We start from the raw sequence: 25,533 nt of genomic DNA, 5'->3' as shown, positions 1-25,533 counted from the left end.
CCTCGGATTCCATAAGCTGCTGACGCTTGCAGCGCTAAATTACGCTTCTTATATACCGTCCGAACTCCGGTGAGCAGCTTAGTTGCTTGCTACAGTCAATGGTAATGGCGGCGCGGGGGCCGCAGCTTCGGCCCCGCTCCCGTCTGTTCGCTTAAGAAAGGGACAACACATGGCTAAAGTCATTGGTATCGACCTCGGTACAACCAACTCCTGCGTGGCTATCATGGATGGCTCGCAACCTCGTGTAATCGAGAACGCAGAAGGCGCCCGCACGACGCCGTCCATCGTTGCGTTCACGGATGACGAACGCCTCGCTGGCCAGTCGGCCAAGCGTCAGGCTGTCACGAACCCAGAGAACACGATCTTCGGCGTGAAGCGCCTGATCGGTCGTCGGATCAACGACGAGCATCTGGAAAAGGACAAGAAGAACCTGCCGTTCGAAATCGTCGACGGCGGCAATGGTGACGCATGGGTGAAAGCCAAGGGTGAGACGTATTCTCCCTCGCAGATCTCCGCGTTCATTCTGCAGAAGATGAAAGAGACGGCGGAAAGCTATCTCGGTGAGGAAGTCGAGCAAGCGGTGATCACCGTTCCTGCCTACTTCAACGACGCTCAGCGCCAAGCCACCAAAGATGCCGGCAAGATCGCCGGTCTGGAAGTGTTGCGCATCATCAACGAGCCGACAGCAGCCGCTCTGGCCTATGGCCTCGACAAGAAAGAGACGCGCACGATCGCCGTCTATGACCTTGGCGGTGGTACGTTCGACGTCACGATCCTCGAAATCGACGACGGTCTCTTCGAAGTGAAATCCACCAACGGTGACACGTTCCTCGGCGGTGAAGACTTCGACATGCGCATCGTGAATTACCTCGCGGAGCAGTTCAAGAAAGAGCACCAGGTCGACCTGACGCAAGACAAGATGGCGCTTCAGCGTCTGAAGGAAGCGGCAGAAAAGGCCAAGATCGAGCTTTCGAGCGCATCGCAGACCGAGATCAACCAGCCGTTCATCTCGATGGGCGCCAACGGTCAGCCGCTGCACATGGTCATGAAACTGACCCGTGCGAAGCTTGAAAGCCTCGTGGGTGACCTGATCAAATCCTCGATGAAGCCCTGTGCCGCTGCCCTCAAGGACGCCGGCCTCTCCAAGGGTGACATCGACGAGGTCGTTCTCGTCGGCGGTATGACCCGTATGCCCAAGGTGATCGAGGAAGTGACCAACTTCTTCGGTAAAGAGCCCCACAAGGGTGTGAACCCGGACGAGGTTGTTGCCATGGGTGCCGCCATTCAGGCCGGTGTTCTGCAAGGTGACGTGAAGGACGTTGTTCTTCTCGACGTGACGCCGCTTTCGCTCGGCATTGAAACGCTCGGCGGTGTCTTCACCCGCCTGATCGACCGCAACACGACGATCCCGACCAAGAAGTCGCAGATCTTCTCGACGGCGGACGACAACCAGAACGCCGTGACGATCCGCGTGTTCCAGGGTGAGCGCGAGATGGCTGCCGACAACAAGATGCTCGGTCAGTTCAACCTCGAGAACATCCCACCCGCCCCGCGCGGCGTGCCTCAGATCGAAGTGACCTTTGACATCGACGCCAACGGCATCGTGTCTGTGGGCGCCAAGGACAAGGGCACCGGGAAAGAGCAGCAGATCACGATCCAGGCGTCCGGCGGTCTGTCCGACGACGACATCGAGAAGATGGTGCGCGAAGCCGAGGAGAACGCGGAAGCGGACAAGGATCGCAAGGACCTTGTGGAAACCCGCAACCAGGCCGAGAGCCTCGTGCATTCCACCGAGAAATCGCTGGAAGAGCACAGCGACAAGGTCGATCCTTCTACGGTTGAAGCCATCGAACTGGCTCTGAACGCCCTGAAGGAAACGCTGGAAACCGAAGATACCGCCAAGATCAAGGGCGGCATCCAGAACGTGACCGAAGCGGCCATGCGTCTGGGTGAGGCGATCTACAAGGCCGAAGCCGAGAAGGCCGAAGCTGCTGAAGGTGGCGACGCCCCTGAAGAAGAAGAGCGCGGTGTCGACGAAGACATCGTGGACGCTGACTTCGAAGACCTCGACGACGACCGCAACCGCGGCTGATCGCGACTGAACCATCAGGCCAGCCTGTGCGCGGCATGGGCTGGCCGATGTGTTTCCGGAAAGGAAAACCATGGCAAAACGCGATTATTACGAGGTGCTTGGCGTCTCCAAAGGCGCGAGTGCCGATGAGATCAAGAGGGGCTATCGCAAGAAGGCGAAAGAACTTCACCCCGACCGCAACGCAGACAACCCGGACGCCGAGACTCAGTTCAAAGAGGCGAACGAAGCCTATGACGTCCTGAAAGACGCGGACAAGAAGGCGGCCTATGACCGCTTCGGACACGCGGCGTTTGATGGCGGCATGGCCGGCGGACCTCGCGGTGGCGGTCAAGGGCAAGGCGATTTCGCCTCTGCCTTCTCTGACGTCTTCGAAGATCTCTTCGGTGATTTCATGGGGGGCCAGCGTGGTCGTCCGGGCGGGGGCCGCACTCAGGCCACGCGCGGGTCGGACTTGCGCTACAACCTCTCGATCTCCTTGGAAGATGCTTATCACGGCCTGACCAAGACCATCACCGTCCCCTCGTCGGTGCCCTGTGGTGCCTGTGACGGTACCGGGTCCGAGGCAGGGGCGGAGCCTACCGGCTGTCCGACCTGTTCGGGCATGGGCAAAGTCCGCGCTCAGCAGGGCTTCTTCACCGTGGAACGAACCTGCCCGACATGCTCCGGCATGGGTCAGATCGTCAAGAACCCCTGCCGCACCTGTGGTGGCGCGGGCCGTCAGGAGAAAGACCGCGCGCTGAGCGTGAACATCCCGGCCGGTGTTGAAACCGGCACGCGGATTCGTCTTTCCGGCGAAGGTGAAGCTGGCCTGCGGGGTGGTCCTGCAGGTGATCTCTACATCTTCGTCGAGGTGCAGGAACATCCGTTGTTCCAGCGTGACGGGCTTGATCTGTTCTGCCGCGTCCCGGTCTCCATGGTCTCTGCCGCGCTTGGAGGCGAGATCGAGGTGCCGAGCATCGATGGCGGACGCTCCCGTGTCCGCGTGCCGCAAGGGTCCCAATCCGGGCGCCAGATGCGGTTGCGCGGCAAGGGAATGCCTGCACTGCGGGGGCCCGGCGTCGGCGAAATGTACATCGAGCTGCTGGTGGAAACTCCGGTCAACCTCACGAGTGATCAGGAGGACCTGCTTCGCCAATTCGAGGAGTCCTGCAAGAAGACCAACAACCCCAATGCTTCGGGGTTCTTCGAGAAGGTCAAAAGCTTCTGGGACCGCGTGAAGGACTAACCTCCGCACCGCATTCCCCGAGAAAATTGAAGGCCCCCGACACTTGCTGTCGGGGGCCTTTTTCGTTGGCTCAGGTGCGCCCGATCTCGCAGGCGGCCATCACCGCCATGTTCAGAATATCGTTCGCCGTGCTCACGGTCGAAGCAATCTGGACCGGTCGGTCGAGCCCCGTGAGGATCGGCCCGATTACCGTGGCACCAGCCATCTCCTGCATCAGTTTGACCGAGATGCTGGCGGAATGCCGTGCGGGCACCACCAAGACATTTGCCGGCCCGCTGAGCCGCTGGAACGGATATTGCGCCATCACCGCCGGGTTTAGGGCCACGTCGACGGTCATCTCGCCATCATACTCGAAATCCACGCCTTTCTCGTCGAGGACCGTCGGCGCGCGGTGCATTTTCTCGGCCCGCTCCGAGACCGGATAGCCAAAGGTCGAGAAGCTGACGAAAGCCACCCTGGGCTCCAGTCCCAGCCCGCGTGCGACCTGTGCCCCACGCTCCGCGATCAAGGCCATGTCCGTGTCAGAAGGCCACTCATGCACCAGCGTGTCACCGATCAAAACGATCTTGCCCTTGTGGAGCAGCGCCGTGACGCCCACGGCGCCATCTTCTGCCCGCGCATCAAAGACCTTCCCCACCATCTCGAGGACCTGCGCCGACTTTCGCGTGGCGCCCGTCAGCATGCCGTCTCCGTGGCCATGGGCCAGCATGAGCGAGGCAAACACGTGCCTGTCACGGGCTGCCAAGCGGTGAATATCCGTACGGTCGAAACCTTTGCGCTGCAGACGCGCGTAGAGGAAATCCTTGTAGGTATCGAGGTGCGGCGTGTTTGCCGCGTTGACGATCTCCAGCTCCTGCGCGCCGTCGCCCAGCCCCACGGCCTCCAGCTTCTCCTGCACGTCGTTCTCGCGCCCGACGACCAGCGCGCGGCCGAGCCCTTGCCGCTGGTAAGCGACCGCTGCCCGAAGGACGCGGGGGTCGTCGCCCTCCGCGAAAATCATCCGGGCCTGGGCGTTCCGCGCCCGTGCATAGACGCCCTGCAGGATCGAGGAAGTCGGGTCCATCCGCGCCTGCAAATCCTTGGCATAACCGTCGAGATCGATGATCGGCCGCCGCGCCGCGCCGGTGTCCATGCCGGCCTGCGCCACGGCGGGCGGGATCGTGTAGATCAGGCGAGGGTCGAAAGGCGTCGGGATGATGTAGTCACGCCCGAAACTCAGCTTGCGACCGTAGGCCATCGCCACCTCGTCGGGAACATCCTCCCGCGCCAGTTCAGCCAGTGCGCGGGCGCAGGCGATCTTCATCTCGTCGTTGATCGCACGAGCATGCACATCAAGCGCGCCTCGGAAGAGGTAGGGGAAGCCGAGGACATTATTGACCTGGTTGGGGTAATCCGACCGGCCCGTGGCCACGATCGCATCGTCGCGCACGGCATGGGCCTCTTCCGGAGTGATCTCGGGGTCGGGGTTGGCCATGGCGAAGATGACCGGGTTGTCATTCATCGCCTTCAGCATTTCAGGCGTGACGGCACCCTTGACCGAAACGCCAAGGAAGACATCAGCGCCCACCATCGCCTCGTCCAGGGTGCGCAGCTTGGTGGTGACGGCATGGGCCGATTTCCACTGGTTCATCCCCTCGGTGCGACCCTGATAGATGACGCCCTTGGTGTCGCAGACGATGCAATTCTCGTGCCGCGCGCCCATGCTCTTGAGCAGCTCGATGCAGGCAATCCCCGCGGCCCCCGCGCCGTTCAGCACGATCCGGCAATCCTCGATCTTCTTGCCGCTGATATGCAGGGCATTGATCAACCCGGCGGCGCAGATCACGGCGGTGCCGTGCTGGTCGTCGTGGAAGACGGGGATATCCATCAGCTCCTTGAGCCGCTGTTCGATCATGAAGCATTCGGGCGCCTTGATGTCTTCGAGGTTGATGCCCCCGAACGACGGCCCCATCAGCTTCACCGCGTTGACGAATTCGTCCACGTCTTCGGTGTCCAGCTCGATGTCGATCGAGTTCACGTCGGCGAAGCGCTTGAAAAGAACGGCCTTCCCCTCCATCACAGGCTTCGATGCCAGCGCCCCGAGGTTGCCAAGGCCAAGGACCGCGGTCCCGTTGGAGATCACCGCAACCATGTTGCCCTTGGTGGTGTAATCGTAGGCCGTTTCGGGGTTTTCGGCGATCACTTCGCACGGCACGGCAACGCCCGGAGAATAGGCGAGCGACAGGTCGCGCTGCGTCGCCATCGCGGTCGACGCGTTGATGTCGATCTTCCCCGGACGCGGATCCAGATGATAGGCGAGTGCCTCTTCTCGGGTGACTTTTTGTTTCTCGGCCATCGGTTCCTCCCTGAACAGGGTGACTTAACCGCTACCGCCCGGATTGGGCAACCGATTGCGCTTCAAACCGGGTCTCGGTTTCGTATAGTTTCGCCTCTGGGGAGAGTTGATATGAACGCGCAAGTGACGCCGATGATGGCGCAATATCTGGAGATCAAGGCACAGCATCCCGATGCGCTGCTGTTCTACCGGATGGGCGACTTCTACGAGATGTTTTTCGACGACGCCGTGGCGGCGGCCGAGGCGTTGGATATCGCGCTGACCAAGCGGGGGAAGCACAACGGCGACGACATCGCCATGTGTGGCGTTCCCGCTCATTCCTCGGAAAGCTACCTGCTTACGCTGATCCGCAAAGGCTTTCGCGTGGGCATCTGCGAGCAGATGGAAGACCCCGCAACGGCCAAGAAGCGCGGTGGCTCGAAGGCCGTGGTGCGGCGCGAGGTCGTGCGGCTGGTGACGCCCGGCACCCTCACCGAAGACACGCTTCTGGAAGCCCGTCGCCACAACTACCTTGCCGCCTATGCCGAAGTGCGCGGCGAGGGCGCCTTGGCATGGTGCGACATCTCTACCGGAGATCTCCGCGTGATGCGGTGCCCGGCCGTGCGCCTCGGGCCGGAACTGGCCCGCCTGTCACCGAGAGAGGTTCTCGTGTCGGACGGGCTGGATCTTGCCCGGCAGGATTCGATGATCGAACTCGGAGCGGCGGTAACGCCACTCTCTCCCGGTTCATTCGACAGCGCATCGGCAGAGAAGCGGCTGACGGAATTGTTCAGCGTCTCAACATTGGAGGGGTTCGGCAGCTTCCAGCGGTCCGAGGTCTCGGCCATTGGGGCGCTGATCGACTACCTCGAGCTGACTCAGAAGGGCGCCCTGCCCCTGTTGCGCGCGCCGCGTCAGCAATCGGCCGAGCGACTGCTGCAACTCGATACCGCAACACGGCGCAATCTTGAGCTGACGCACGCGCTGTCGGGCGGACGCGCAAACTCGCTTCTCTCGGTGATGGACCGGACCCAAACCGCCGGCGGCGCGCGTCTCTTGGAACGGCGCTTAACTGGCCCTTCAACCGACCTTTCCGTTATCCGTGCAAGACACGATGCAGTTAATTTTTTCGTCTCTGACGCGCTTGTTAGAGACGATTTGGAGGCTGAGCTGCGCCGTATTCCCGACCTCGACCGCGCCCTGTCCCGGCTCGCACTGGATCGGGGCGGACCAAGAGACCTCAGCGCCATTCGCGACGGCCTTCTGGGGGCCGCGCGACTAAGCGTGAAGCTTGCTGGTGTCGACCTCCCGCCCCTGTTGAGAGATGCGGCCGCGTCGCTGTCAGGCCATAACGAACTCTGCACCTTGTTGGAGGATGCTCTGGTGGCGGAGCCGCCCGTTCAGCTTCGCGACGGCGGACTTGTTGCCAGCGGCTATCACGCCGAGCTGGATGAAGCGCGTACTCTGCGGGATGAGGGGCGCGGCGTGATAGCCTCCATGCAGGCGGAATACGTCGAAGCCACGGGTGTGAGTGCCCTGAAGATCAAGCACAACAACGTTCTCGGCTACTTCATCGAGACGACGGCCACCCATGCCGAGAAGATGCTCAACCCGCCCCTGTCCGAGCGGTTCATTCACCGGCAGACTACGGCCAACCAGGTGCGCTTCACCTCGGTGGAGCTGTCCGAACTGGAAACCAAGATCCTCAACGCTGGAAACCGGGCGCTGGAGATCGAGAAAACCCTGTTCCAATCCCTGCGAGAGGCCATTCTGGCAAGCCAGGATCAGATTGGCGATGCAGCGCGGGGTCTGGCCGAACTCGACCTCGCCGCCGCGCTCGCGCGGCGGGCTCTTGAAGGGGATTGGACCCAACCGGAGATGACGGAAGATCGCTCCTTCGTCATTGAAGGTGCGCGGCACCCTGTGGTGGAGGCAGCCTTGATGAAAGAGGGCACCCCGTTCATCGCCAATGACTGCGATCTGAGCGCCGAAGATGGCGCCGCCATCACCCTCCTGACCGGCCCGAACATGGCCGGTAAATCCACCTATCTGCGACAGAACGCGTTGCTGGCAATCATGGCTCAAATCGGCAGTTTCGTGCCTGCACGCAGGGCGAAGATCGGGCTGGTGAGCCAGGTCTTCAGCCGTGTCGGTGCCTCCGATGATCTGGCGCGGGGCCGGTCGACCTTCATGGTGGAAATGGTCGAAACCGCGACGATCCTGAATCAGGCCGATGACCGTGCCTTGGTGATCCTTGATGAGATCGGACGCGGCACGGCGACTTATGACGGCCTCTCCATCGCTTGGGCCACGTTGGAACACCTTCACGAAGCCAACAAATGCCGCGCGCTGTTCGCGACCCATTATCACGAGATGACCTCTCTCGCTGGCAAGCTCGACGGGCTTAGCAATGCGACAATGGCCGTGAAAGAATGGGACGGCGAGGTGATCTTCCTGCACGAAGTAAAGGAAGGCGCGGCGGATCGCTCTTACGGTGTTCAGGTCGCCAAACTCGCGGGCTTGCCGGAAACGGTGATTGCGCGCGCGCAGATCGTGTTGGACGCGTTGGAGAAAGGCGAGCGCGAGGGCGGAAAGCGCAAAGCCGTCATCGACGACCTGCCCCTTTTCGCCATGACCCCCGCCCCTGCCCCGAAGCCCGTGGCACAAAGCCAGGTCGAAGAAAAACTACGCGCCGTGCATCCCGATGAGATGACGGCGCGTGAGGCGTTGAACTTGCTCTATGAATTGAAGGCAGAGCTTAGCTAGCGGGCGTCGAAGACACCCCGACCTGTGCCGGACGCAGAAGGCGGTCGTGCAGCAGAAAGCCTTCGGACATGACCTGAATGATCTCGCCCGCCTTGGTGCCGGGCACCGGGGCTTCGAACATCGCCTCATGCTCCTGCGCGTTGAAGCGATCCCCCACTTCGGGCACGACCGGCACGATACCGTGTTTGCCGAAAATGCTGATCAGCTCGCGCATGGTCAGCTCGACGCCTTCCACCAGACCGCTTGCCGCTTCGCGCGTCGCGTCGTCCGCATGCTCGAGGGCGCGGCGCATGTTGTCATAGACCGGCAGCAGATCGCGGGACAGCTTGGAGCCACCATATTGCTCGGCCTCACGACGATCGCGGTCGGCCCGCTTGCGCATGTTCTCCGCCTCGGCCATGGCGCGGAGCATGCGGTCACGCAGCTCGTCACGCTCGGCCTCGAGCGCGGCAATGATCTCGTCAGCACCGGAGGACGTTTCCTCCTCGGTCGCAAGAGTCACCTCGGCCGGTTCGTGATCGTCCGCGTGCTGATCCTCAAAAAACTCGTCTTCTCTCTCGCCCATAACTTCCTCATGTCCGGTCTCTCAGGACCTGTCCGAAATCAGCCGGCCCACCAGCTGTGCCGTGTAATCCACAATCGGAACGATCCGCCCGTAGTTCAGGCGCGTGGGGCCGATGACCCCGACTGCTCCGACGATCTTTCGATCAGAGTTCATATAGGGAGAGACCACCAGAGAGGAACCCGAAAGTGAGAACAACTTGTTCTCTGACCCAATGAAAATGCGCACTCCGGCGCCGTCTTCGGTCAATTCGAGGAATTCGGTGATATCCCGCTTACGCTCAAGGTCATCGAAGAGCTGACGAATGCGGTCGAGGTCCTCTGCTTCCTGGCTTTCCGACAGAAGATTCGACCGCCCGCGGACGATGAGACGCGCGGAATTGTCATCGCTCCCATCCCAGACTGCGAGGCCCGAATCGATCAGCCCGGACGCAAGGTCATCGATCTCGCGGCGTCGGGTGGCGATATCATCCTCCAGTTGCGCGCGGATGGAGCTGACCGTCTGCCCCTCGATCCGCGCGTTGAGGAAATTCGCAGCCTCCCGCATGGCGCTCTGGGTCATGCCGGCGGGGGGAGTGAAAATCCGGTTCTCGACGTGTCCGTCCGAGAACACCAGAACCACAAGCGATTGCGTCGCCGAGAGGGGCACGAATTCGATGTGCTGGATCGGCGCTTCCCGCTTCGGGGTCAGCACAAGGCTGGCGCCGTGGGTGGCCGAGGACAGCGCGGAACCGACCCTATCCAGCAGGCCAGAGACATCGGACGCGTTCGTGCCGAGCGTCTCGTCAAGCGCTTGCTTGTCGTCTTTCGAGAGATCGCCGACCTCAAGAAACCCATCCACAAACATGCGCAGGCCAAGCTGTGTGGGCATCCGACCCGCTGATGTATGAGGGCTGTCGAGCAGGCCCATATACTCAAGGTCCTGCATCGTGTTTCTGACAGTCGCCGCCGAGACCTTCTCCGACAGGCTGCGCGTGAGTGTGCGAGAGCCTACCGGCGCGCCGGTCTCCAGGTAGCCTTCGACGACACGGCGAAAGACTTCTCGCGAGCGGTCGTTGAGATCTTCGAGCATTTTGCCTTGGTCCGTCATGCGCGTTTACAATCCGTTCTGTTGGGCAAGTTGTTCGGCCTTCGGGGTTGCGAAACGACACTGCGGCGGACTATCCCCGCTGCAACATCACCTTGCGTGTATCAGGAGATATCTATGCGTCCTTCCGGCCGAAACCTAGATGAAATGCGCGACATTTCCATCGAGACCGACGTCACCCGCCATGCGGAAGGGTCATGCATGATCCGTTGTGGCGACACGCACGTCCTGTGCACCGCTTCCCTCGAAGCACGCGTGCCGCCGTTCCTGAAAAATTCGGGTCTCGGTTGGGTCACCGCCGAATACGGCATGCTGCCCCGTGCGACCCACACGCGGATGCGCCGCGAGTCCGCTGCCGGTAAGCAATCGGGTCGTACGCAGGAAATCCAACGGCTGATCGGTCGGTCGTTGCGGGCCGGCATCGATCGCTCGGCTTTGGGTGAGCGGCAGATCACGGTTGATTGCGATGTCATCCAGGCCGATGGCGGCACCCGCTGCGCCTCGATCACCGGTGGTTGGGTCGCGCTGCGTCTGGCGGTGAACAAACTGCTCAAGTCCGGTGAGATCACGACGGATCCCATCATCGATCATATCGCCGCTGTTTCCTGCGGGATTTACGCGGGACAGCCCGTGCTGGACCTTGATTATCCGGAAGATTCCGAAGCCGGGACCGATGGTAACTTTATCATGACCGGCGCGGGCCAGGTCGTTGAATTGCAAGCCAGCGCAGAGGGCGCGACGTTCTCTCGGGACGAGTTCAACGCGCTCTATGGACTTGCTGAAAAAGGCATCGCCGAGCTTGTCGCAGCGCAGGCGGCGGCGACGTCCTGATGCGTCGTTTCACCGGAGATCAGCTTCTGATTGCGACCCATAACAAGGGGAAGCTTGACGAAATGCGGCACCTGCTGGCGCCTTTCGGCATCACGGTGACGGGTGCCGCTGACCATGATCTTCCGGAACCTGACGAGACGGAAGAGACCTTCATCGGGAATGCCCGGATCAAGGCCCACGCTGCTGCGAAAGCAACGGGGCTGCCCGCGCTGAGTGACGATAGCGGTATCGAGATCGACGCTTTGGACGGCGCGCCCGGTGTCCATACCGCCGATTGGGCGGAAACGGACCATGGGCGCGACTTCGTCATGGCCATGGAGCGGACGCACCGGGAGCTGACAGCAAAGAATGCGCCCGAGCCGTGGAGCGCCCGGTTTTGCTGTACCCTCGTCCTCGCCTGGCCCGATGGCCACGACGAAGTGTTTCCCGGTGTGATGGAAGGTCGGGTCGTTTGGCCGATGCGGGGAAGCGAAGGGCATGGATATGATCCCATCTTCCAGCCAGAGGGTTATGACGTCACCTTCGGCGAAATGGATCGTTGGGAGAAGAACAAGATCAGTCACCGCGCCAAGGCGGTGAACCAACTGGTGAAGATCTTTGGCGACGGCTGATTGGCAGAAAGGCGGCTTCGGGATCTACATCCATTGGCCGTTCTGCGAAGCGAAGTGTCCGTACTGTGATTTCAACAGTCACGTCTCTGCGCGGATCGATCAGAGCGCTTGGCTGCGCGCCTACCTGAGCGAGATCGAACGGGTCGCGGTTGAACTGCCGGGTCGTATGCTCAACAGCGTCTACTTTGGCGGGGGCACCCCGTCGCTCATGGCGCCCGAGAGTGTCGCGGCAATAATTGAGACTATTCGGCGGTATTGGGCCGTTTCCAACGATCTGGAGATCACCCTGGAGGCCAATCCCTCTTCCGTGGAAGCCGATCGGTTCAAAGGATATCGCGACGCCGGTGTGAGCCGCGTTTCCATGGGTATTCAGGCGCTCAATGACGTGGATCTGCGACGTCTCGGGCGACTGCACAGCGTGCAAGAGGCCTATGCGGCGCTGGATGTGGCGCGCAGCACCTTTGACAGGGTGAGTTTTGATCTCATCTATGCCCGTCAGGATCAGGAGCTTTCCGATTGGCGGGCGGAATTGAGCGAGGCGCTGAGCTTTGCTGCCGATCACCTGTCGCTCTACCAGCTTACGATAGAGCCCGGGACCGCCTTCGGCGCGCGGCATGCGCGGGGAGGCTTGCGCGGGCTTCCCAGTGAAGATCTGAGCGCGGATATGTATGATCTGACGCAGGATCTCTGCGGGCAAGCTGGATTACCGGCCTACGAAATCTCGAACCACGCAAGTGATCTTTCTCAGTCCAGGCACAACCTGATCTACTGGCGCGCCGGTGATTATGCCGGGATCGGGCCCGGTGCCCACGGGCGGGTGACGATCGGCGACAAAAGGTTTGCCACCGAGACTCACCTTCAGCCGCAGGTCTGGCTGGATGCTGTGGGGGAGCGCGGGTCCGGAGAAAGCCTGCGAGCCGTGGTTACGCCGCGCGAACAGGCGGAGGAATATCTGATGATGTCCCTGCGCCTAGCCGAGGGCACGGATCTTTCTAGGTTCGAAGCGCACGGCGCACGGCCTGTTCCCCCGCAAAAGGTGCGAGAGCTGACCGAGCTTGGGCTGGTCGAGCAGGACGGGGTTCAACTGCGCGCGACATCAGCGGGTCGGCCGGTTCTCAACGGCGTGTTGCGAAGCCTTCTGGCTTGAACGCTAGTTGGTGTTCAACAGGCGCAGCAGATCGTCCAGCTGAGACAAGTCATTGTATTTTATGGACAATTTACCGCCGCCGGCCGAGGTGTCATGGTCAATCACGACGCCCATGCCGAGAATCCGGGACAGGTCATCTTCCAGAATTCGCGTATCGGCATCTTTTTGAGACTTGCTGCGCTGTTTCGGCGCCGATTTCCCTTTTGCTGGCGCTTTGGCTGCCTTCTCGACCTCGCGGACAGACATCCCCTCTTTGACCGCACGACGCGCCAGAGCGACGGGATCAGAGGAGGTAATCAATGCGCGAGCATGCCCTGCAGACAGTTTGCCGTCCTGAAGCATCGTCTGGATCTCGTCAGGCAATTGCAGGAGTCGCATGGTGTTGGCCAAATGACTGCGGCTCTTGCCCATGGCGGTTGCCAACTGTTCTTGGGTGTGGCCAAACTTCTCCATCAGCTGGCGATAGCCTTGGGCCTCCTCAACGGCGTTAAGATCTGCTCGCTGAATGTTCTCAATGATCGCGACTTCGAGAACCTCGGTATCGTTAAATTCTCGAACGATTGCAGGGACTTCGTGCAGCTGTGCAATCTGCGCTGCGCGCCAGCGGCGTTCGCCGGCAACGATCTGGAATTGCGATGCATCGGCGGGGTCAGGTCGCAGGATCAAGGGTTGGATAATCCCCTTCTCCTTGATTGACGCGGCAAGTTCATCGAGCGCCGACTGCGAAAATCGACGCCGGGGCTGATCCGGGTTCGGGCTGATTTGCTCGACGGGGATTGCCCTCTCACCGCGCGACAGCGTCGTGGAGTGGCCACCTGACGGGCTTGGTGCGGCCTTCGGTTCGATATCGGCCATGAGAGCAGAAAGTCCTCGGCCCAAGCCGCGTTTCTTGTCGGTCTTTGCCATCAAGCCGTCTCCATCTTGGGTGTTCCGCGTTCAATCAGCTCTTTCGCGAGGTCTAGGTAAGCCTGGGCCCCTTTGCTTGCCGGGTCATAGGCAATGACCGGCAGCGCATAGGACGGCGCTTCGCTGAGGCGCACGTTTCTTGGGATCATCGTGGTGAAGACAAGATCGCCGAGGTTGGTGCGGGCGTCCTCCTCCACCTGCCGGCTCAACCGATTTCGCGCGTCATGCATAGTGAGCACAATGCCGTCGATACGCAGTGATGGGTTTGCTGTCTCGCGAATCTCCCTGACGGTGAGCATGAGTTGCGAGAGGCCTTCCAGCGCGAAAAATTCGGCCTGCAGCGGTACAAGAATGCTGTCGGAAGCGACCAGAGCGTTCAGGGTCAATAGGCTCAGCGAGGGTGGGCAGTCGATCAGGACAAAATCGTACTTCTTGCTCGATTGGCCGAGCGCATCCTTGAAGAGAAACACCCGGTTATCGCGCTGTCCGAGCTCGACGTCTGTGGAGCTGAGATCAGTCGTGGCTGGAGCGATGGCGAGGTTCTTTATGTCCGTCGGCTTCGCGACGTCCTCCAAAGCGGCGCCGTCGATCAGGATGTCATAGGTCGTAAGCTCCCGTGATGACGCCGATACGCCCAACCCGGTCGACGCGTTTCCTTGCGGGTCCAGATCTACGATGAGAACGGAAAGCCCTGTCTTTGCGAGGGCGGCGCCTAGGTTGATCGCCGTCGTGGTCTTACCAACACCACCCTTCTGATTCGTGATGGAGATTACCCGCATCAATCTTGCTCTTTCTCATTTGCTGCTCGGAACCGGAGTACCACCGCATCTGGGTCTGTCAAACTCGGTATTACTTCGGCCTTGGATTGCCAATCCTCAGAAATTTCGTCCAGCTCGGTTTGGTAGGAGCTCCCCTTTGGAAAAAGAAGGCACGTCGATTGGTTAAGATGGGGTTTTGCGAAATCCATCAAGTTTTTCAGGTTTGAGAGGGCTCGTGCGGAGATGACGTCTGTTTTTTGAGGCGGTATGTCAGCAATTCTGCGAGTGAGGATGTTAACCTTAAGGTTCATGAGACGCGCGGCTTCCCGCATGAAACCACACTTCCGGACGTCGCTCTCAACGAGTGTCATCTTGAAATCCGGATTTTCTCCGACGCCAATTGCGGCGATCACTAAGCCAGGAAAACCGCCACCTGAGCCGAAGTCCAACCAGCGTGCTGTCTGTGGTGCAGCAAGGCGATACAACTGCGCTGAATCGACAAAATGACGCGACCAAGCGACGCCTAGTGTGGACGGAGCGACGAGGTTTACCGTGTTTTGCCACCGCAGGAGTTGTGTGTGAAGCAGCTGAAGCCTGTCCATTGTTTCACGTGAAACACGCGCCTCAAGCCACGCCTTCGCATCATCCTCGTTCATGCGGACAACTGGTGCGACTGACGTAGTTTCGTGAGAATCAGCGCTAATGCGGCCGGTGTCATACCGTCGATACGCCCCGCTTGCGCCAGGGTTTTCGGCTGCGTCCTCAGCAATTTAGCCCTAAGTTCATTAGAAAGTCCGATTACGGTATCATACGGAAAATTATCCGGAATGACCTTCTGCTCGTCACGCTTCATTGCTTCGGCATCGCGAGCTTGACGATCGATATAAACAGCATAGGTAGCTTCGATCTTCAATTGTCGCATGATGGCCTCAGATACATCGCCAACGCGGGGATCCAGACGCGAGAGATGTTCGCCCTCTACACCTGGATAGGCCAACAACTCCATTCCGCTACGTCGGGTACCGTCCTGATTGATCTTGATATCAACACCGGCGGCATCCCGCGGTGTGACGTGAATGTCTGAAAGGATAGCGCGCCCCTCGGCGAGAGCCTCCATCTTCATATTGAACGCTGCTTGGCGATCACTCGTTAGAAGTCCGCGCTCGGCAGCCAGAGGAGTAAGACGTTGGTCGGCATTGTCCGCTCGCAGGGAAAGACGATACTCGGCGCGGGACGTAAACATGCGGTAGGGTTCCGAGACGCCCCGCGTGACCAGATCGTCTATCAGGACACCGATATAAGATTCACGTCGGCTGAACGTCATGGGGTCTCGTCCCAACGCTCGGAAGGCCGCATTAAGTCCAGCTACAAGTCCTTGAGCGGCCGCCTCCTCATACCCGGTGGTGCCGTTGATTTGGCCGGCGAAGTAAAGACCGGGTTTGCCACGCACTTCCAGCGTGTCGGTCAGACACGTGGGGTCGAAGTAATCGTACTCAATCGCGTAACCTGGCTGAAGGATCTTCGCACTTTCCAATCCGACTATTGAATGCACGTAGGCTTCCTGCACCTCAGAAGGCAAAGACGTCGAAATACCGTTGGGGTAGATGACATCCGTGTTCAGGCCTTCCGGCTCTAGAAAAATCTGATGAGAGTTCTTGTCAGCAAACCGAACAACTTTATCCTCGATCGAAGGGCAATATCGCGGCCCGACACCGTCGATATGCCCCCCATACATCGCTGACTTCTCGAGGTTTTTTTCAATAATGTCGTGAGTTTCGGGATTGGTGTGTGTGATCCCACAAGAGATTTGACGCGCCTGAACCGAATTCGTCATGAACGAGAAGAACGAAGGATCTTCGTCGGCCGGTTGAGCGTCCAGCGTAGACCAATCGATGGATTTCGCCGACAATCGCGGCGGTGTGCCGGTTTTCAAGCGTCCTACAGGCAGCCCCATACCGATCAGACGCTCAGCGAGTTTTATCGATGGGCGTGCGCCAAAGCGACCCCCTGACGTCTGACGATCGCCAATGTGGATCACGCCCCGCAAGAATGTTCCGGCTGTCAAGATCACGGATGAGCTACGCAGCTCCTGACCATCTGCCAGGTTGACGCCGACGACGATATCTCTCTCTTCAATGAGGTCAGAAACTTCGGCTTCAATGACAGTAAGATTTTCTACGCAGCTGATGTGCTGTTGGATCGCCGACTTATAAAGCTCGCGGTCGGACTGGGTCCGGGGACCTTGCACAGCCGCACCCTTCTTACGGTTCAGCAGACGATATTGAATGCCAGAAGCGTCCGCAGCCTTGCCCATGACACCGCCCATCGCGTCGATCTCCCGCACAAGGTGCCCTTTCCCCAACCCCCCGATTGCGGGATTGCACGACATCACGCCCAGGTCATCGCGTCGCAGAGTAATAAGCGCCGTCTTCGCGCCAGCGCGTGCCGAAGCGTCGGCCGCTTCCGTACCGGCATGCCCGCCGCCGATGACAATGACGTCAAAATCTGGATGTTTCACGTGAAACACTCCTACTTTCCGATACAAAACCTGGAGAAGATTTCGCCCAAGAGGCTTTCTACATCCACGCGACCGATAACCGAGTCAAGAGAACGCAGTGCCTCACGTGTATGCTCTGCCGCGAGTTCCAGTTCTTGGTCCGCAGCCAATATGCTCTTGGCGTGTTCCAAACCGGTGATGGACCGTTGCACCCCACCCCTCTGACGATCAGTAATCACCGACTTCACCACCGCCATACGTTCAGACAGCAGGCGCTCAACATCGGCTAACAACTTGGAAACACCGTCTCCGGTCAAGCCGGACACACCATCCGTACGCCCGCTCACGTCACTTTTCGCAGGATACCGTAGATCGACGATACCCTCGAGGTCGTTAACGTCCTTCCAGTCGTCGGTCTCCAACAACACCCGAAGATCCGCCTTTCTTGCGCGATCAATCGCGCGGTCCACGCCGATGCTCTCAACAACGTCATCCGTTTCGCGAAGCCCAGCCGTATCGAGAAACGTCACCGGCAGCCCATTCACATCAAGACGAGCCTCGATCACATCCCGAGTTGTGCCGGCAATTTCCGAGGTTATCGCGACATCCCGGCCGGCTAACGCGTTAAGCAACGTCGATTTTCCAGCATTCGGCGCCCCGAGAATTGCGACTTCGAAACCGTCGTTCAGTCTTTCTGCTACCGCAGCGCCTTCCAGCTCCAGCCTTAGAGAGACCAACAACTCATCCAGTAAGGAGAGCACCTCAGGAACAACATCCTCAGGCACTTCCTCATCCGCGAAATCAATCGACGCCTCCAGCAGAGCAGCCACCCGGATCATCTTGTCGCGCCAAGCTTCTGCCGTCGATGACAGGCTCCCCTCGAACCCGGCTTGAGCGATACGCCGTTGAGCCTCAGTCTCCGCGTCGATGAGGCGCCCCAACCCCTCCACTTGGGTCAGGTCCAGCGTATCATTTAGCAGCGCCCGCTGCGTGAACTCCCCAGCGTCAGCGAGCCGCGCGAGACCCGTCGCCTGGATCGCTTCTTCAACAGCGCGAACGACCGCGATACTCCCGTGCAGCTGCAGCTCGATGGTATCTTCACCCGTGAAGCTTGCCGGCCCCTCGAAAACCAGAACCAACCCGCGATCCAGTGGCTCGTCAGAGGCTGACACCACATTCCGCAGAGCGAACCGACCGGGCACCGGAAGCGTTCCAACAAGCTTCCGACCGACGCTGAAAGCATCGGGACCTGAGATCCTGATTACCGCAACTCCCGCTTTCCCCCGGGCCGTTGCCAGAGCGAAAATCGTCTGCATTACGGTGCCTTAGGTGTTCATGGAGTCGAAGAACTCCGAGTTGGTCTTGGTCTGTTTCAACTTCGAGATCAGGAACTCGATCGCGTCCGTGGTCCCCATCGGGTTGAGGATGCGTCGTAGCACAAAGGTCTTCTGCAAATCGCCCTTGTCGACCAGCAGATCCTCTTTCCGCGTGCCGGACTTGAGGATGTCCATCGCAGGATAGACACGCTTGTCCGCAATCTTCCGATCGAGAACGATCTCGCTGTTACCCGTACCCTTGAATTCTTCGAAGATAACCTCATCCATCCGGCTGCCCGTATCAATCAGCGCCGTCGCGATGATCGTGAGGGAGCCGCCTTCCTCGATGTTTCGCGCGGCACCGAAGAACCGTTTCGGACGCTGCAGCGCGTTCGCATCAACACCACCGGTCAGAACCTTGCCCGACGACGGTACCACGGTGTTGAACGCCCGGCCGAGGCGCGTGATCGAGTCGAGCAGGATCACAACGTCGCGCTTATGCTCGACCAAACGCTTCGCCTTCTCGATCACCATCTCGGAGACAGCAACGTGACGCGTCGCCGGCTCGTCAAAGGTGGAGGAGATAACCTCGCCCTTCACCGAGCGCTGCATATCCGTCACTTCCTCCGGCCGCTCGTCGATCAAAAGAACGATCAGGTAGCATTCCGGATGATTGGTCTCGATCGAATGCGCGATATTCTGCAGCAAAACCGTCTTACCCGTCCGCGGCGGCGCCACGATCAAGCTACGCTGACCCTTACCGATGGGCGAAACCAGGTCGATAATACGAGCCGAGCGATCCTTGATCGTCGGATCTTCGATCTCCATCGTCATCCGCTCGTCAGGGTAGAGAGGCGTCAGGTTGTCGAACGCAACTTTGTGCTTCGCCTTCTCAGGTTCCTCGAAGTTGATCTGCGTGACATTGACCAGGCAGAAGTACCGCTCATTCTCCTTAGGTGCCGACATCACACCTTCGACGGTATCGCCCGTCCGCAGGGAATGCTGGCGGATCATGTCGGGCGACACGTAAATATCGTCCGGTCCCGCCAGATAGTTCGCCTCGGGGCTTCGCAGGAAACCGAAACCGTCCTGCAAGACTTCAAGCACACCGTCTCCAGAGATCTCCCAACCTTCTTCCGCCCGCTCCCGGAGGATCTCGAACATCATGTCCCCCTTCCGCATGGTGGAGGCGTTCTCGATCTCGAGCTCTTCCGCCATCGGCAGAAGATCTTTCGCGGTTTTCGCTTTCAGGTCAGCAAGACGAAGCGTTTCAACTGTCATGGAAATGTCCAACGTGCACCGGCTTCAGCGCGAACGCTTCAGCTCATGTGTCTTCAATGTAAGATGCCGTAGCTCCGGACGGAGTACGAGAATGGAGATAGGATTAACTCTAAGCCCTGTCAACTCGGCCTCATTCTCACCTCTAACTATAATAAGAAAAGAAAATGAAGTTTTCTTGTAGTTGGTAGTAGGACCGTTAGCATCTTTGCAAACCCAGTTCCTCCCGTGTTCTCCACAGAACCGTCCTGACCTGGATGCAATCACTGTCACCGCACTGAACACCTAAAATAATCTTTTTATAACATTAGTTTAAACCCAATTTCCGCCTATAAGAACTCCCGGAAAACCCTGGGGAAAGATGAGGATATCCCTCCGCTCTTCGACTTATCCATCCTCCCTGCCTCCCCGGGTAAAACCCTTTGGCGTTTTCCACAGAAGTCAGGCAGACTCGGGGCCGGCCCTCGAAGTCACCTCCTTACGAACACCCCTCCCCGTCGACGCCCCAAAGAATTTCACAGACTTATCCCAAACATGTCTCGCCTCATCCTCGCCTCATCCTCCGGATCCCGGCAGTCCATGCTGCAAAATGCCGGCGTTTCATTCGAATCAGCACCGGTCCGAATCGATGAAGACGCCATCCGACGCTCTCTCGAAGCGGAAGAGGCCTCGCCCCGTGACATCGCGGACGCGTTGGCAGAATTCAAAGCACGGAAAGGTGCCGAGAAGTCGCCCGGCCACCTCGTTCTGGGTTCCGATCAGATCCTCGCCCTCAAAGGGAAGATCTTCGCCAAACCGGAGAGCCGCGACGAGGCTGTAGCACATCTGCGGAGCCTGTCGGGGCAAACCCACCATCTCTATTCCGCAGCCGTCATCTATGAAGATGCAAAGCCCGTCTGGCGCGCGGTTGGCTCCGCGCGGATGTCCATGCATGACCTGAGCGACAAAGAGATTGATACCTATTTCGAACAAGCCTGGCCGGACGTCGAAGGCTGCGTTGGCGCCTACCAGGCCGAGGCGCTTGGGGGGCAGCTCTTTTCACGGATCGACGGTGATTGGTTCTCCGTCCTCGGTCTGCCATTGCTACAACTCCTGTCCTATCTCAGAACGCGGGGGATGCTCTCCTCATGAACAAAGACACGATCCCTCTTGCCGGTGTCATCGGTGACCCGATTTCCCATTCCCTCTCACCGCGACTGCACGGCCATTGGCTCAAACGCTACGGTCTGGCAGGTCACTATATCCCACTCCACGTGAACCACGCCGACCTGCCGGAGGTCCTGCACACGCTGCCCCGGATGGGTTTTGTCGGTGTGAACGTCACCATCCCCCACAAGGAACTCGTGCTTTCGCTGGCTCATTCCGTGACCGACCGCGCGGCCCTGATCGGTGCCGCAAACACGCTGACCTTCACGGCGAACGGGCAGATTCAGGCTGATAATACCGACGGTATGGGGTTTCTTTCCAACATACAGCAGGCCTTGCCCCATTGGTCCGCGGCCGCCGGTCCGGCGCTCGTCCTCGGGTCGGGTGGTGCGGCCAAGGCGATTGTCTCTGCGCTCATATCGGATGGCGCACCGATCGTGCATGTTGCCAACCGTACCCGCGCCCGCGCGGATGCGTTGAAAGAGCAATTCGGCGCCCGTGTCGTGCCTGCGGACTGGACGCAGATCCCGGATCTGGTCGGCGACGCGGCCCTGATCGTGAACACCACGTCCTTGGGAATGACGGGTCAGAACCCCCTGTCCATCGACCTTTCACGCCTTTCACCTGCGACGGTTGTCACAGACATCGTCTACAGCCCGCTCGAAACGGATCTGCTGCGGGAGGCTGCCGAACGCGGCTGCGAGACGGTGGACGGTCTTGGCATGTTGCTGCACCAAGCGGTGCCGGGGTTTGAGCGTTGGTTCAACTACACACCCATGGTCGACGATGACCTCCGACAGGCGGTGTTGGGCGGATGAGTTTCATTCTTGGATTGACCGGCTCGATCGGGATGGGAAAGAGCACCACCGCCAAGATGTTTCGCGACCTTGGCGTGCCTGTTTGGGACGCCGACGCAGCCGTTCACAAGCTTTATGACAAGGATGGTGCGGCCGTTGAACCTGTCGGTCGCTTGGTTCCTGACGCGGTTGTCGAGGGAGCGATTGATCGAGGCAAACTCCGAGAGGCAATAGCCACGGATCAGACCCTGTTAGGGCAGTTAGAGACTGTCGTGCACCCTCTCGTTGCCGAGGATCGCCGCCGATTCCTGGAAGATAATGCCGCTGCACCGCTCATAGTTCTCGATATTCCGCTGCTTTTCGAAACCGGCGGAGATGCCTCTTGCGACGCGACGCTCGTGGTCTCCACCACGGCGGAAGAGCAGCGCCGCCGCGTGCTCGCGCGGGGCACCTCGGAAGAGACGTTGGACGAGCTACTGTCTCGCCAAATGCCCGACGCGGAAAAGCGCGCGCGTGCCACTTATGTCATTGAGACGGATACGCTGGACGGCACCCGCGCGGACGTGGCACATCTTGTCTCTCAGCTGACCGAAGGCACCCGTTAAATGCGTGAAATCGTCCTCGATACCGAAACCACGGGTCTCAACCCCTATGACAATCCGCGCCACCGGATCGTGGAAATCGGCGCGGTCGAGGTGTTCAACCAGGTCGCGACGGGCCGAACCTACCATCAGTATATCCAGCCCGAGCGTGACATGCCGAAAGAAGCCTTCGAGGTGCACGGCATCGGTGAGGAGTTTCTCGCCGACAAACCACTTTTCGCCGAAATAGCGCAGGACTTCCTCGATTTCGTCGGGGACTCTCAGATGGTCATCCACAACGCCGAATTCGACATGCGTTTTCTGAATGCCGAGCTCGAATGGGCGGGCAAGCCGACGCTGCCGAACAGCCAGGCGCTCGATACCTTGAAAATCGCGCGGAAGAAGTTTCCGGGCTCTCCCGCGTCGCTGGATGCTCTATGCCGGCGCTTCGGGATCGACAACTCGGCCCGCGAAAAGCACGGCGCGTTGCTCGACTCCGAGATCCTTGCAGATGTCTATCTGGAGCTGACCGGGGGCAAGCAGCCTGACTTCGCCCTGTCGCAATCCACGTCGAGCGCCGCGCAGGAACGGGATGACAACTGGCGTCCGAAACCGCGTCCGACCCCGCTGCCGTCCTTGCTGACGGACGAAGAAAAGGCCGCTCACGCGGCCTTTGTCGAAGCATTGGGGGAAGACACGGTCTGGGCGCGTCTCAGAGCCTGAATCAGGCGGTGCCCTGAGGTTGCTGCGCCTGACGCGCGGCGATCTGCTGGCGATAGAGCGCCACGAAATCGATCTGGTCGAGGTTCAGCGGCGGGTAACCACCGTCACGCGACACGTCCGAGATGATCCGGCGCGCGAAGGGGAACAGCATCCGGGGGCATTCGATCATCAGGAACGGGTGCAGCTGCTGCTCTGCGATGTTCTCGATCAGAAAGACGCCGCCATATTCCAGCTCGATCAGGAAGATCGCCTTCGGCTCGTCTTCCTTGGTCTTACTCTCGACCTTGAGCTTCATGATGACGTCGTACTGGTTTTCCGTCGTCCGCTTGCGCGCGTCGAGGGCAACTTGAACCTGAATGTCAGGCTGTCCCTGCGCTGCCACACCGTTTTGCACTGCTGCATTTTCAAACGACAGGTCGCGGGTGAATTGGCCCAAGATCTGCATCTTGGGGAGTTGCGCAGCAGCTTCTGGTGCAGCGCCTGCGGTAGCGTCGCCGTTTGCAGAGGCGTCGGACATGGAGGTTCTCCTTAAATCGAGGTCGGAGGTGCTTTAGCAGGCCCGTGGCCCAGCCTCAATCCCTGCGCCATCCGGACGGACCCGAGCGGGTTTCCGCCTCATCCGCCGTATAAGTACCCTCGATGATCTCTTCATTCTGCGGCTCCCACCCGCGATCCGTCCGAACGGTCCGGACGGTGACGCGTTCCTTGATCTTCTGAAGTACGAACTGACGAACGGCAGGAACCAGAAGAGCGAAGCCCACGAAATCGGTGAAGAAGCCCGGGGTCAGCAGCAACGCGCCCGAGAACAGGATCATCGCGCCGTGGGCAAGGGGCTCGGTCGGGTCGCGCAGATCACTGAAACTGTTCTGCAGCTGCGCCAGCGCCTGAGCGCCTTGGCTTTTGACCAGTGCCGTGCCGGCAATCGCGGTCAGCAATACGACAAGAAGCGTCGGCCAAAGACCAAGCCACCCACCAACTTGAATGAACAACCCGATCTCGATCAACGGGACCGCGATGAACAGGATAAACAGCCACATATTCTCTACGCCTTTCAGCCTTCGCGCGGCTCGGCGACCGCAAATGGTGTAAACCGCGACCAAGCGGTCTGGTGCAATGGACTTGATCCCACCCCTGCCCTACATATGTGCCTGTCGACCCATATTTTAACCCATTCGCCGTACAGAGGTGCCATGAACTCCTCCCTTTTGTCCTTGCTGGTCCTTGCTGGCATCGCGATCTTCCTGATTTTGCGCCTGCGCTCGGTGTTGGGAACCCGTACCGGATTCGAGAAACCGCCCGCTCCTGCCGGCACCCGTACCCGTCGCGATTTCGAGGTGATCGAAGGTGGCCCGGATGACGACATCATCGACCACGTTGACGATGGCTCCGAAAGCGCGAAAGCCCTCGCGGCGATGAAGATGGCAGAGCCGGGCTTCCGCGTAGGTGAGTTTCTGGGCGGTGCGCGTCAAGCCTACGAGATGATCCTGATGGCGTTCGAGCGTGGCGATGTGGAGGGCCTTCGTCCCTTCCTCGCGCCTGACGTGCTGGAAACTTTCGAGGAAGTGATCAACCAGCGCAACGAACAGGGCCTGATGATCGAAGCCGAGTTCGTAGGCGTCCGGGAAGTGACCCTTCAGAACGCGACATTCGACCGCTCCTCCAAGGTTGGGGAGATCACCGTCCGCTTCGTTGGCGAACTGACCAGTGTCGTGCGCAATGCCGAAGGAGAAATCATCGAAGGCGACAGCTCTTCCATCAAGCGTCAGCGCGATGTGTGGACCTTTGCCCGGACCATGGGCTCCGATGATCCGAACTGGGCCCTGGTCGCCACCGACGGATGAGTGATGAGACGGCTTGCGAGTGTCATTGCGTTCCTGATGATGGCAAGCCTCGCCGCGGCGGATGAGCCTGTGCAGCTTCTTGATTTCGACGATCTCGATGGATGGGCCGCGGATGACCATGCCGCGGCCCTCTCCGTCTTTCGCAACACCTGCATGGATCTCGAAGGGTCCGATTGGGCAGCCCTCTGCCGCGTCGCCGAGACCGTGCCGGATGCGCGCACCTTCTTCGAGCTGTTCTTCCGCCCGGTCCTGATCGGCGGCGAAAGCCCTGCTCTGTTCACCGGATACTACGAGCCCGAACTTCGCGGCTCGCGCAGGCGCACAGGGCGCTATCGGTTTCCCGTGTACCGGATGCCGCCGGAAGTCACGGGCCAATGGCTCTCCCGACAGGAGATCGAGCAGACCCGCGTGCTGGAAGGCCGTGGGTTGGAGATCGCGTGGGTCGATGACCCGGTGGAGCTGTTCTTCTTGCAGATCCAGGGCTCGGGCCGCATCACCCTCGCGGAAGGTGGCGCGTTGCGCGTGGGTTACGGCGGCCGCAACGGCCATGAATACCGGTCCGTGGGCCAAGAGCTCGTCCGCCGCGGCGTCTACCAGCCCCATCAGGTCAGCGCGCAGGTGATCCAGTCCTGGGTGCGACGCAACCCGTTGGAGGGCCGCGCGCTTCTCCATCATAATCCAAGCTACGTTTTCTTCCGCGAAGTCGAGATTACGGACCCGAACCTCGGTCCGCTTGGCGCGATGAACCGCAATATTACGCCCCATCGCTCCATCGCGGTTGATCCCGACTTCACCCCGCTCGGCGCCCCCGTCTGGATCGAGAAAGACGGATCCGGTCCGATCCGCCGTCTGATGATCGCACAGGATACCGGTGGCGCAATCCAAGGCGCGCAGCGGGCAGATATTTTCTACGGCTATGGCGACGCGGCAGGCGAAGCTGCGGGGGTCATCCGCGATCCGGGCCGCATGATGGTGCTGCTTCCGATCGAGCGCGCGCATCAGATGATCCCGGACGCCTGAGCGATGGCACGGCGCGGAAAACGCGGGCTGTCGGAG

General features: G+C 60.0%; 23 protein-coding genes. 12 read left to right on the top strand and 11 right to left on the bottom strand.

Annotation, left to right across the window (positions count from 1 at the left end):
* The first annotated feature begins 169 nt into the window (after positions 1 to 169).
* Together dnaK and dnaJ are read left to right on the top strand one after the other, a co-directional pair.
* A complete protein-coding gene (gene dnaK, locus KYE46_RS01760; protein ID WP_219003051.1) occupies positions 170 to 2,092 on the top strand; it encodes a molecular chaperone DnaK in 1,923 nt (640 codons plus the stop codon).
* A gap of 70 nt (positions 2,093 to 2,162) precedes the next feature.
* A complete protein-coding gene (gene dnaJ / locus KYE46_RS01755) occupies positions 2,163 to 3,317 on the top strand; it encodes a molecular chaperone DnaJ (protein WP_219003050.1) in 1,155 nt (384 codons plus the stop codon).
* A 70-nt stretch (positions 3,318 to 3,387) separates the two neighbouring features.
* Here the strand turns inward: dnaJ and KYE46_RS01750 are convergent, their stop codons facing one another.
* Positions 3,388 to 5,652 carry an NADP-dependent malic enzyme gene (locus KYE46_RS01750; protein ID WP_219003048.1) on the bottom strand — a complete coding sequence of 755 codons (2,265 nt, stop codon included), beginning with the start codon at positions 5,650 to 5,652 and terminating at the stop codon, positions 3,388 to 3,390.
* A 111-nt stretch (positions 5,653 to 5,763) separates the two neighbouring features.
* Between KYE46_RS01750 and mutS the strand changes: the two genes are divergently transcribed.
* Positions 5,764 to 8,397 carry a DNA mismatch repair protein MutS gene (gene mutS / locus KYE46_RS01745; RefSeq protein WP_219003046.1) on the top strand — a complete coding sequence of 878 codons (2,634 nt, stop codon included), beginning with the start codon at positions 5,764 to 5,766 and terminating at the stop codon, positions 8,395 to 8,397.
* Here the strand turns inward: mutS and KYE46_RS01740 are convergent.
* Together KYE46_RS01740 and hrcA are read right to left on the bottom strand one after the other, a co-directional pair.
* Positions 8,390 to 8,962, bottom strand: coding sequence for a nucleotide exchange factor GrpE (locus tag KYE46_RS01740; protein WP_219003044.1), 573 nt, complete (start codon positions 8,960 to 8,962; stop codon positions 8,390 to 8,392). The two genes, mutS and KYE46_RS01740, sit on opposite strands and share 8 nt — an antisense overlap.
* Positions 8,963 to 8,983: 21 nt before the next feature.
* Positions 8,984 to 10,048 (bottom strand): heat-inducible transcriptional repressor HrcA, encoded by a 1,065-nt coding sequence (gene hrcA / locus KYE46_RS01735; RefSeq protein WP_219003042.1) that lies wholly within the window; start codon positions 10,046 to 10,048, stop codon positions 8,984 to 8,986.
* A gap of 114 nt (positions 10,049 to 10,162) precedes the next feature.
* Here hrcA and rph point away from each other — a divergent pair, with 114 nt between their 5' ends.
* The 3 genes from rph to hemW are packed head-to-tail and all read left to right on the top strand — an operon-like array spanning position 10,163 to position 12,634.
* Positions 10,163 to 10,876: a ribonuclease PH gene (gene rph / locus KYE46_RS01730; RefSeq protein WP_219003040.1), complete on the top strand. Its 714-nt coding sequence runs from the start codon at positions 10,163 to 10,165 to the stop codon at positions 10,874 to 10,876.
* Entirely contained in the window at positions 10,873 to 11,487 is a 615-nt protein-coding gene (rdgB, locus tag KYE46_RS01725; RefSeq protein ID WP_219004971.1) for an RdgB/HAM1 family non-canonical purine NTP pyrophosphatase, read from the top strand. Before rph ends, rdgB begins: the two co-directional genes overlap by 4 nt.
* A complete protein-coding gene (gene hemW / locus KYE46_RS01720) occupies positions 11,474 to 12,634 on the top strand; it encodes a radical SAM family heme chaperone HemW (protein ID WP_219003038.1) in 1,161 nt (386 codons plus the stop codon). The genes rdgB and hemW overlap by 14 nt, the downstream gene beginning before the upstream one ends.
* 3 nt (positions 12,635 to 12,637) lie before the next feature.
* On the opposite strand, the gene KYE46_RS01715 is transcribed toward hemW, so the two are convergent.
* The 6 genes from KYE46_RS01715 to rho are packed head-to-tail and all read right to left on the bottom strand — an operon-like array spanning position 12,638 to position 19,392.
* A complete protein-coding gene (locus KYE46_RS01715) occupies positions 12,638 to 13,540 on the bottom strand; it encodes a ParB/RepB/Spo0J family partition protein (protein WP_219003036.1) in 903 nt (300 codons plus the stop codon).
* Positions 13,540 to 14,319 (bottom strand): ParA family protein, encoded by a 780-nt coding sequence (locus KYE46_RS01710; protein ID WP_283095204.1) that lies wholly within the window; start codon positions 14,317 to 14,319, stop codon positions 13,540 to 13,542. Before KYE46_RS01710 ends, KYE46_RS01715 begins: the two co-directional genes overlap by 1 nt.
* Positions 14,319 to 14,954: a 16S rRNA (guanine(527)-N(7))-methyltransferase RsmG gene (gene rsmG, locus KYE46_RS01705; RefSeq protein WP_219003032.1), complete on the bottom strand. Its 636-nt coding sequence runs from the start codon at positions 14,952 to 14,954 to the stop codon at positions 14,319 to 14,321. The genes KYE46_RS01710 and rsmG overlap by 1 nt, the downstream gene beginning before the upstream one ends.
* Complete coding sequence (gene mnmG, locus KYE46_RS01700; protein ID WP_219003030.1) at positions 14,951 to 16,825, bottom strand: tRNA uridine-5-carboxymethylaminomethyl(34) synthesis enzyme MnmG; 1,875 nt, start codon at positions 16,823 to 16,825, stop codon at positions 14,951 to 14,953. Before mnmG ends, rsmG begins: the two co-directional genes overlap by 4 nt.
* Positions 16,826 to 16,827: 2 nt before the next feature.
* On the bottom strand, positions 16,828 to 18,111 hold the full coding sequence (gene mnmE / locus KYE46_RS01695) for a tRNA uridine-5-carboxymethylaminomethyl(34) synthesis GTPase MnmE (protein WP_219003029.1): 1,284 nt from the start codon (positions 18,109 to 18,111) through the stop codon (positions 16,828 to 16,830).
* A gap of 9 nt (positions 18,112 to 18,120) precedes the next feature.
* Positions 18,121 to 19,392: a transcription termination factor Rho gene (rho, locus tag KYE46_RS01690; protein ID WP_219003028.1), complete on the bottom strand. Its 1,272-nt coding sequence runs from the start codon at positions 19,390 to 19,392 to the stop codon at positions 18,121 to 18,123.
* 531 nt (positions 19,393 to 19,923) lie between these two features.
* Here rho and KYE46_RS01685 point away from each other — a divergent pair.
* The 4 genes from KYE46_RS01685 to dnaQ are packed head-to-tail and all read left to right on the top strand — an operon-like array spanning position 19,924 to position 22,636.
* Positions 19,924 to 20,520: a Maf family protein gene (locus KYE46_RS01685; protein ID WP_219003027.1), complete on the top strand. Its 597-nt coding sequence runs from the start codon at positions 19,924 to 19,926 to the stop codon at positions 20,518 to 20,520.
* Complete coding sequence (locus KYE46_RS01680) at positions 20,517 to 21,353, top strand: shikimate dehydrogenase (protein ID WP_219003026.1); 837 nt, start codon at positions 20,517 to 20,519, stop codon at positions 21,351 to 21,353. Before KYE46_RS01685 ends, KYE46_RS01680 begins: the two co-directional genes overlap by 4 nt.
* Positions 21,350 to 21,937: a dephospho-CoA kinase gene (gene coaE, locus KYE46_RS01675; protein ID WP_219003025.1), complete on the top strand. Its 588-nt coding sequence runs from the start codon at positions 21,350 to 21,352 to the stop codon at positions 21,935 to 21,937. Before KYE46_RS01680 ends, coaE begins: the two co-directional genes overlap by 4 nt.
* Positions 21,938 to 22,636 carry a DNA polymerase III subunit epsilon gene (dnaQ, locus tag KYE46_RS01670; protein ID WP_219003024.1) on the top strand — a complete coding sequence of 233 codons (699 nt, stop codon included), beginning with the start codon at positions 21,938 to 21,940 and terminating at the stop codon, positions 22,634 to 22,636.
* A 1-nt stretch (position 22,637) separates the two neighbouring features.
* Here the strand turns inward: dnaQ and secB are convergent, their stop codons facing one another.
* Both secB and KYE46_RS01660 read right to left on the bottom strand, forming a co-directional pair.
* Complete coding sequence (gene secB / locus KYE46_RS01665) at positions 22,638 to 23,153, bottom strand: protein-export chaperone SecB (protein ID WP_219003023.1); 516 nt, start codon at positions 23,151 to 23,153, stop codon at positions 22,638 to 22,640.
* A gap of 55 nt (positions 23,154 to 23,208) precedes the next feature.
* Entirely contained in the window at positions 23,209 to 23,673 is a 465-nt protein-coding gene (locus tag KYE46_RS01660) for an FxsA family protein (protein WP_219003022.1), read from the bottom strand.
* Between the two features lie 153 nt (positions 23,674 to 23,826).
* Between KYE46_RS01660 and KYE46_RS01655 the strand changes: the two genes are divergently transcribed.
* Together KYE46_RS01655 and mltA are read left to right on the top strand one after the other, a co-directional pair.
* Positions 23,827 to 24,477 (top strand): Tim44/TimA family putative adaptor protein, encoded by a 651-nt coding sequence (locus tag KYE46_RS01655; RefSeq protein WP_219003020.1) that lies wholly within the window; start codon positions 23,827 to 23,829, stop codon positions 24,475 to 24,477.
* 3 nt (positions 24,478 to 24,480) lie between these two features.
* Positions 24,481 to 25,497, top strand: a complete 1,017-nt coding sequence (gene mltA, locus KYE46_RS01650; RefSeq protein WP_219003018.1) for a murein transglycosylase A — start codon at positions 24,481 to 24,483, stop codon at positions 25,495 to 25,497.
* The last annotated feature ends 36 nt before the right edge of the window (positions 25,498 to 25,533 follow it).

It is taken from the genome of Gymnodinialimonas ceratoperidinii, from assembly GCF_019297855.1.
Taxonomy (GTDB): domain Bacteria; phylum Pseudomonadota; class Alphaproteobacteria; order Rhodobacterales; family Rhodobacteraceae; genus Gymnodinialimonas; species Gymnodinialimonas ceratoperidinii.
The sequence above is the reverse complement of the archived record's forward strand: the minus strand, read 5'-3'. Positions and strand labels throughout refer to the sequence as shown.

What these genes read in the sequence shown, in the direction of transcription:
- dnaK (WP_219003051.1), top strand. Translation starts at nt 170, where the DNA reads ATGGCTAAAGTCATTGGTATCGACCTCGGTACAACCAACTCCTGCGTG.
- dnaJ (WP_219003050.1), top strand. Translation starts at nt 2,163, where the DNA reads ATGGCAAAACGCGATTATTACGAGGTGCTTGGCGTCTCCAAAGGCGCG.
- KYE46_RS01750 (WP_219003048.1), bottom strand. Translation starts at nt 5,652, where the DNA reads ATGGCCGAGAAACAAAAAGTCACCCGAGAAGAGGCACTCGCCTATCAT.
- mutS (WP_219003046.1), top strand. Translation starts at nt 5,764, where the DNA reads ATGAACGCGCAAGTGACGCCGATGATGGCGCAATATCTGGAGATCAAG.
- KYE46_RS01740 (WP_219003044.1), bottom strand. Translation starts at nt 8,962, where the DNA reads ATGGGCGAGAGAGAAGACGAGTTTTTTGAGGATCAGCACGCGGACGAT.
- hrcA (WP_219003042.1), bottom strand. Translation starts at nt 10,048, where the DNA reads ATGACGGACCAAGGCAAAATGCTCGAAGATCTCAACGACCGCTCGCGA.
- rph (WP_219003040.1), top strand. Translation starts at nt 10,163, where the DNA reads ATGCGTCCTTCCGGCCGAAACCTAGATGAAATGCGCGACATTTCCATC.
- KYE46_RS01715 (WP_219003036.1), bottom strand. Translation starts at nt 13,540, where the DNA reads ATGGCAAAGACCGACAAGAAACGCGGCTTGGGCCGAGGACTTTCTGCT.
- KYE46_RS01710 (WP_283095204.1), bottom strand. Translation starts at nt 14,319, where the DNA reads ATGCGGGTAATCTCCATCACGAATCAGAAGGGTGGTGTTGGTAAGACC.
- rsmG (WP_219003032.1), bottom strand. Translation starts at nt 14,954, where the DNA reads ATGAACGAGGATGATGCGAAGGCGTGGCTTGAGGCGCGTGTTTCACGT.
- mnmE (WP_219003029.1), bottom strand. Translation starts at nt 18,111, where the DNA reads ATGCAGACGATTTTCGCTCTGGCAACGGCCCGGGGGAAAGCGGGAGTT.
- rho (WP_219003028.1), bottom strand. Translation starts at nt 19,392, where the DNA reads ATGACAGTTGAAACGCTTCGTCTTGCTGACCTGAAAGCGAAAACCGCG.
- KYE46_RS01685 (WP_219003027.1), top strand. Translation starts at nt 19,924, where the DNA reads ATGTCTCGCCTCATCCTCGCCTCATCCTCCGGATCCCGGCAGTCCATG.
- KYE46_RS01680 (WP_219003026.1), top strand. Translation starts at nt 20,517, where the DNA reads ATGAACAAAGACACGATCCCTCTTGCCGGTGTCATCGGTGACCCGATT.
- coaE (WP_219003025.1), top strand. Translation starts at nt 21,350, where the DNA reads ATGAGTTTCATTCTTGGATTGACCGGCTCGATCGGGATGGGAAAGAGC.
- dnaQ (WP_219003024.1), top strand. Translation starts at nt 21,938, where the DNA reads ATGCGTGAAATCGTCCTCGATACCGAAACCACGGGTCTCAACCCCTAT.
- secB (WP_219003023.1), bottom strand. Translation starts at nt 23,153, where the DNA reads ATGTCCGACGCCTCTGCAAACGGCGACGCTACCGCAGGCGCTGCACCA.
- KYE46_RS01660 (WP_219003022.1), bottom strand. Translation starts at nt 23,673, where the DNA reads ATGTGGCTGTTTATCCTGTTCATCGCGGTCCCGTTGATCGAGATCGGG.
- KYE46_RS01655 (WP_219003020.1), top strand. Translation starts at nt 23,827, where the DNA reads ATGAACTCCTCCCTTTTGTCCTTGCTGGTCCTTGCTGGCATCGCGATC.
- mltA (WP_219003018.1), top strand. Translation starts at nt 24,481, where the DNA reads ATGAGACGGCTTGCGAGTGTCATTGCGTTCCTGATGATGGCAAGCCTC.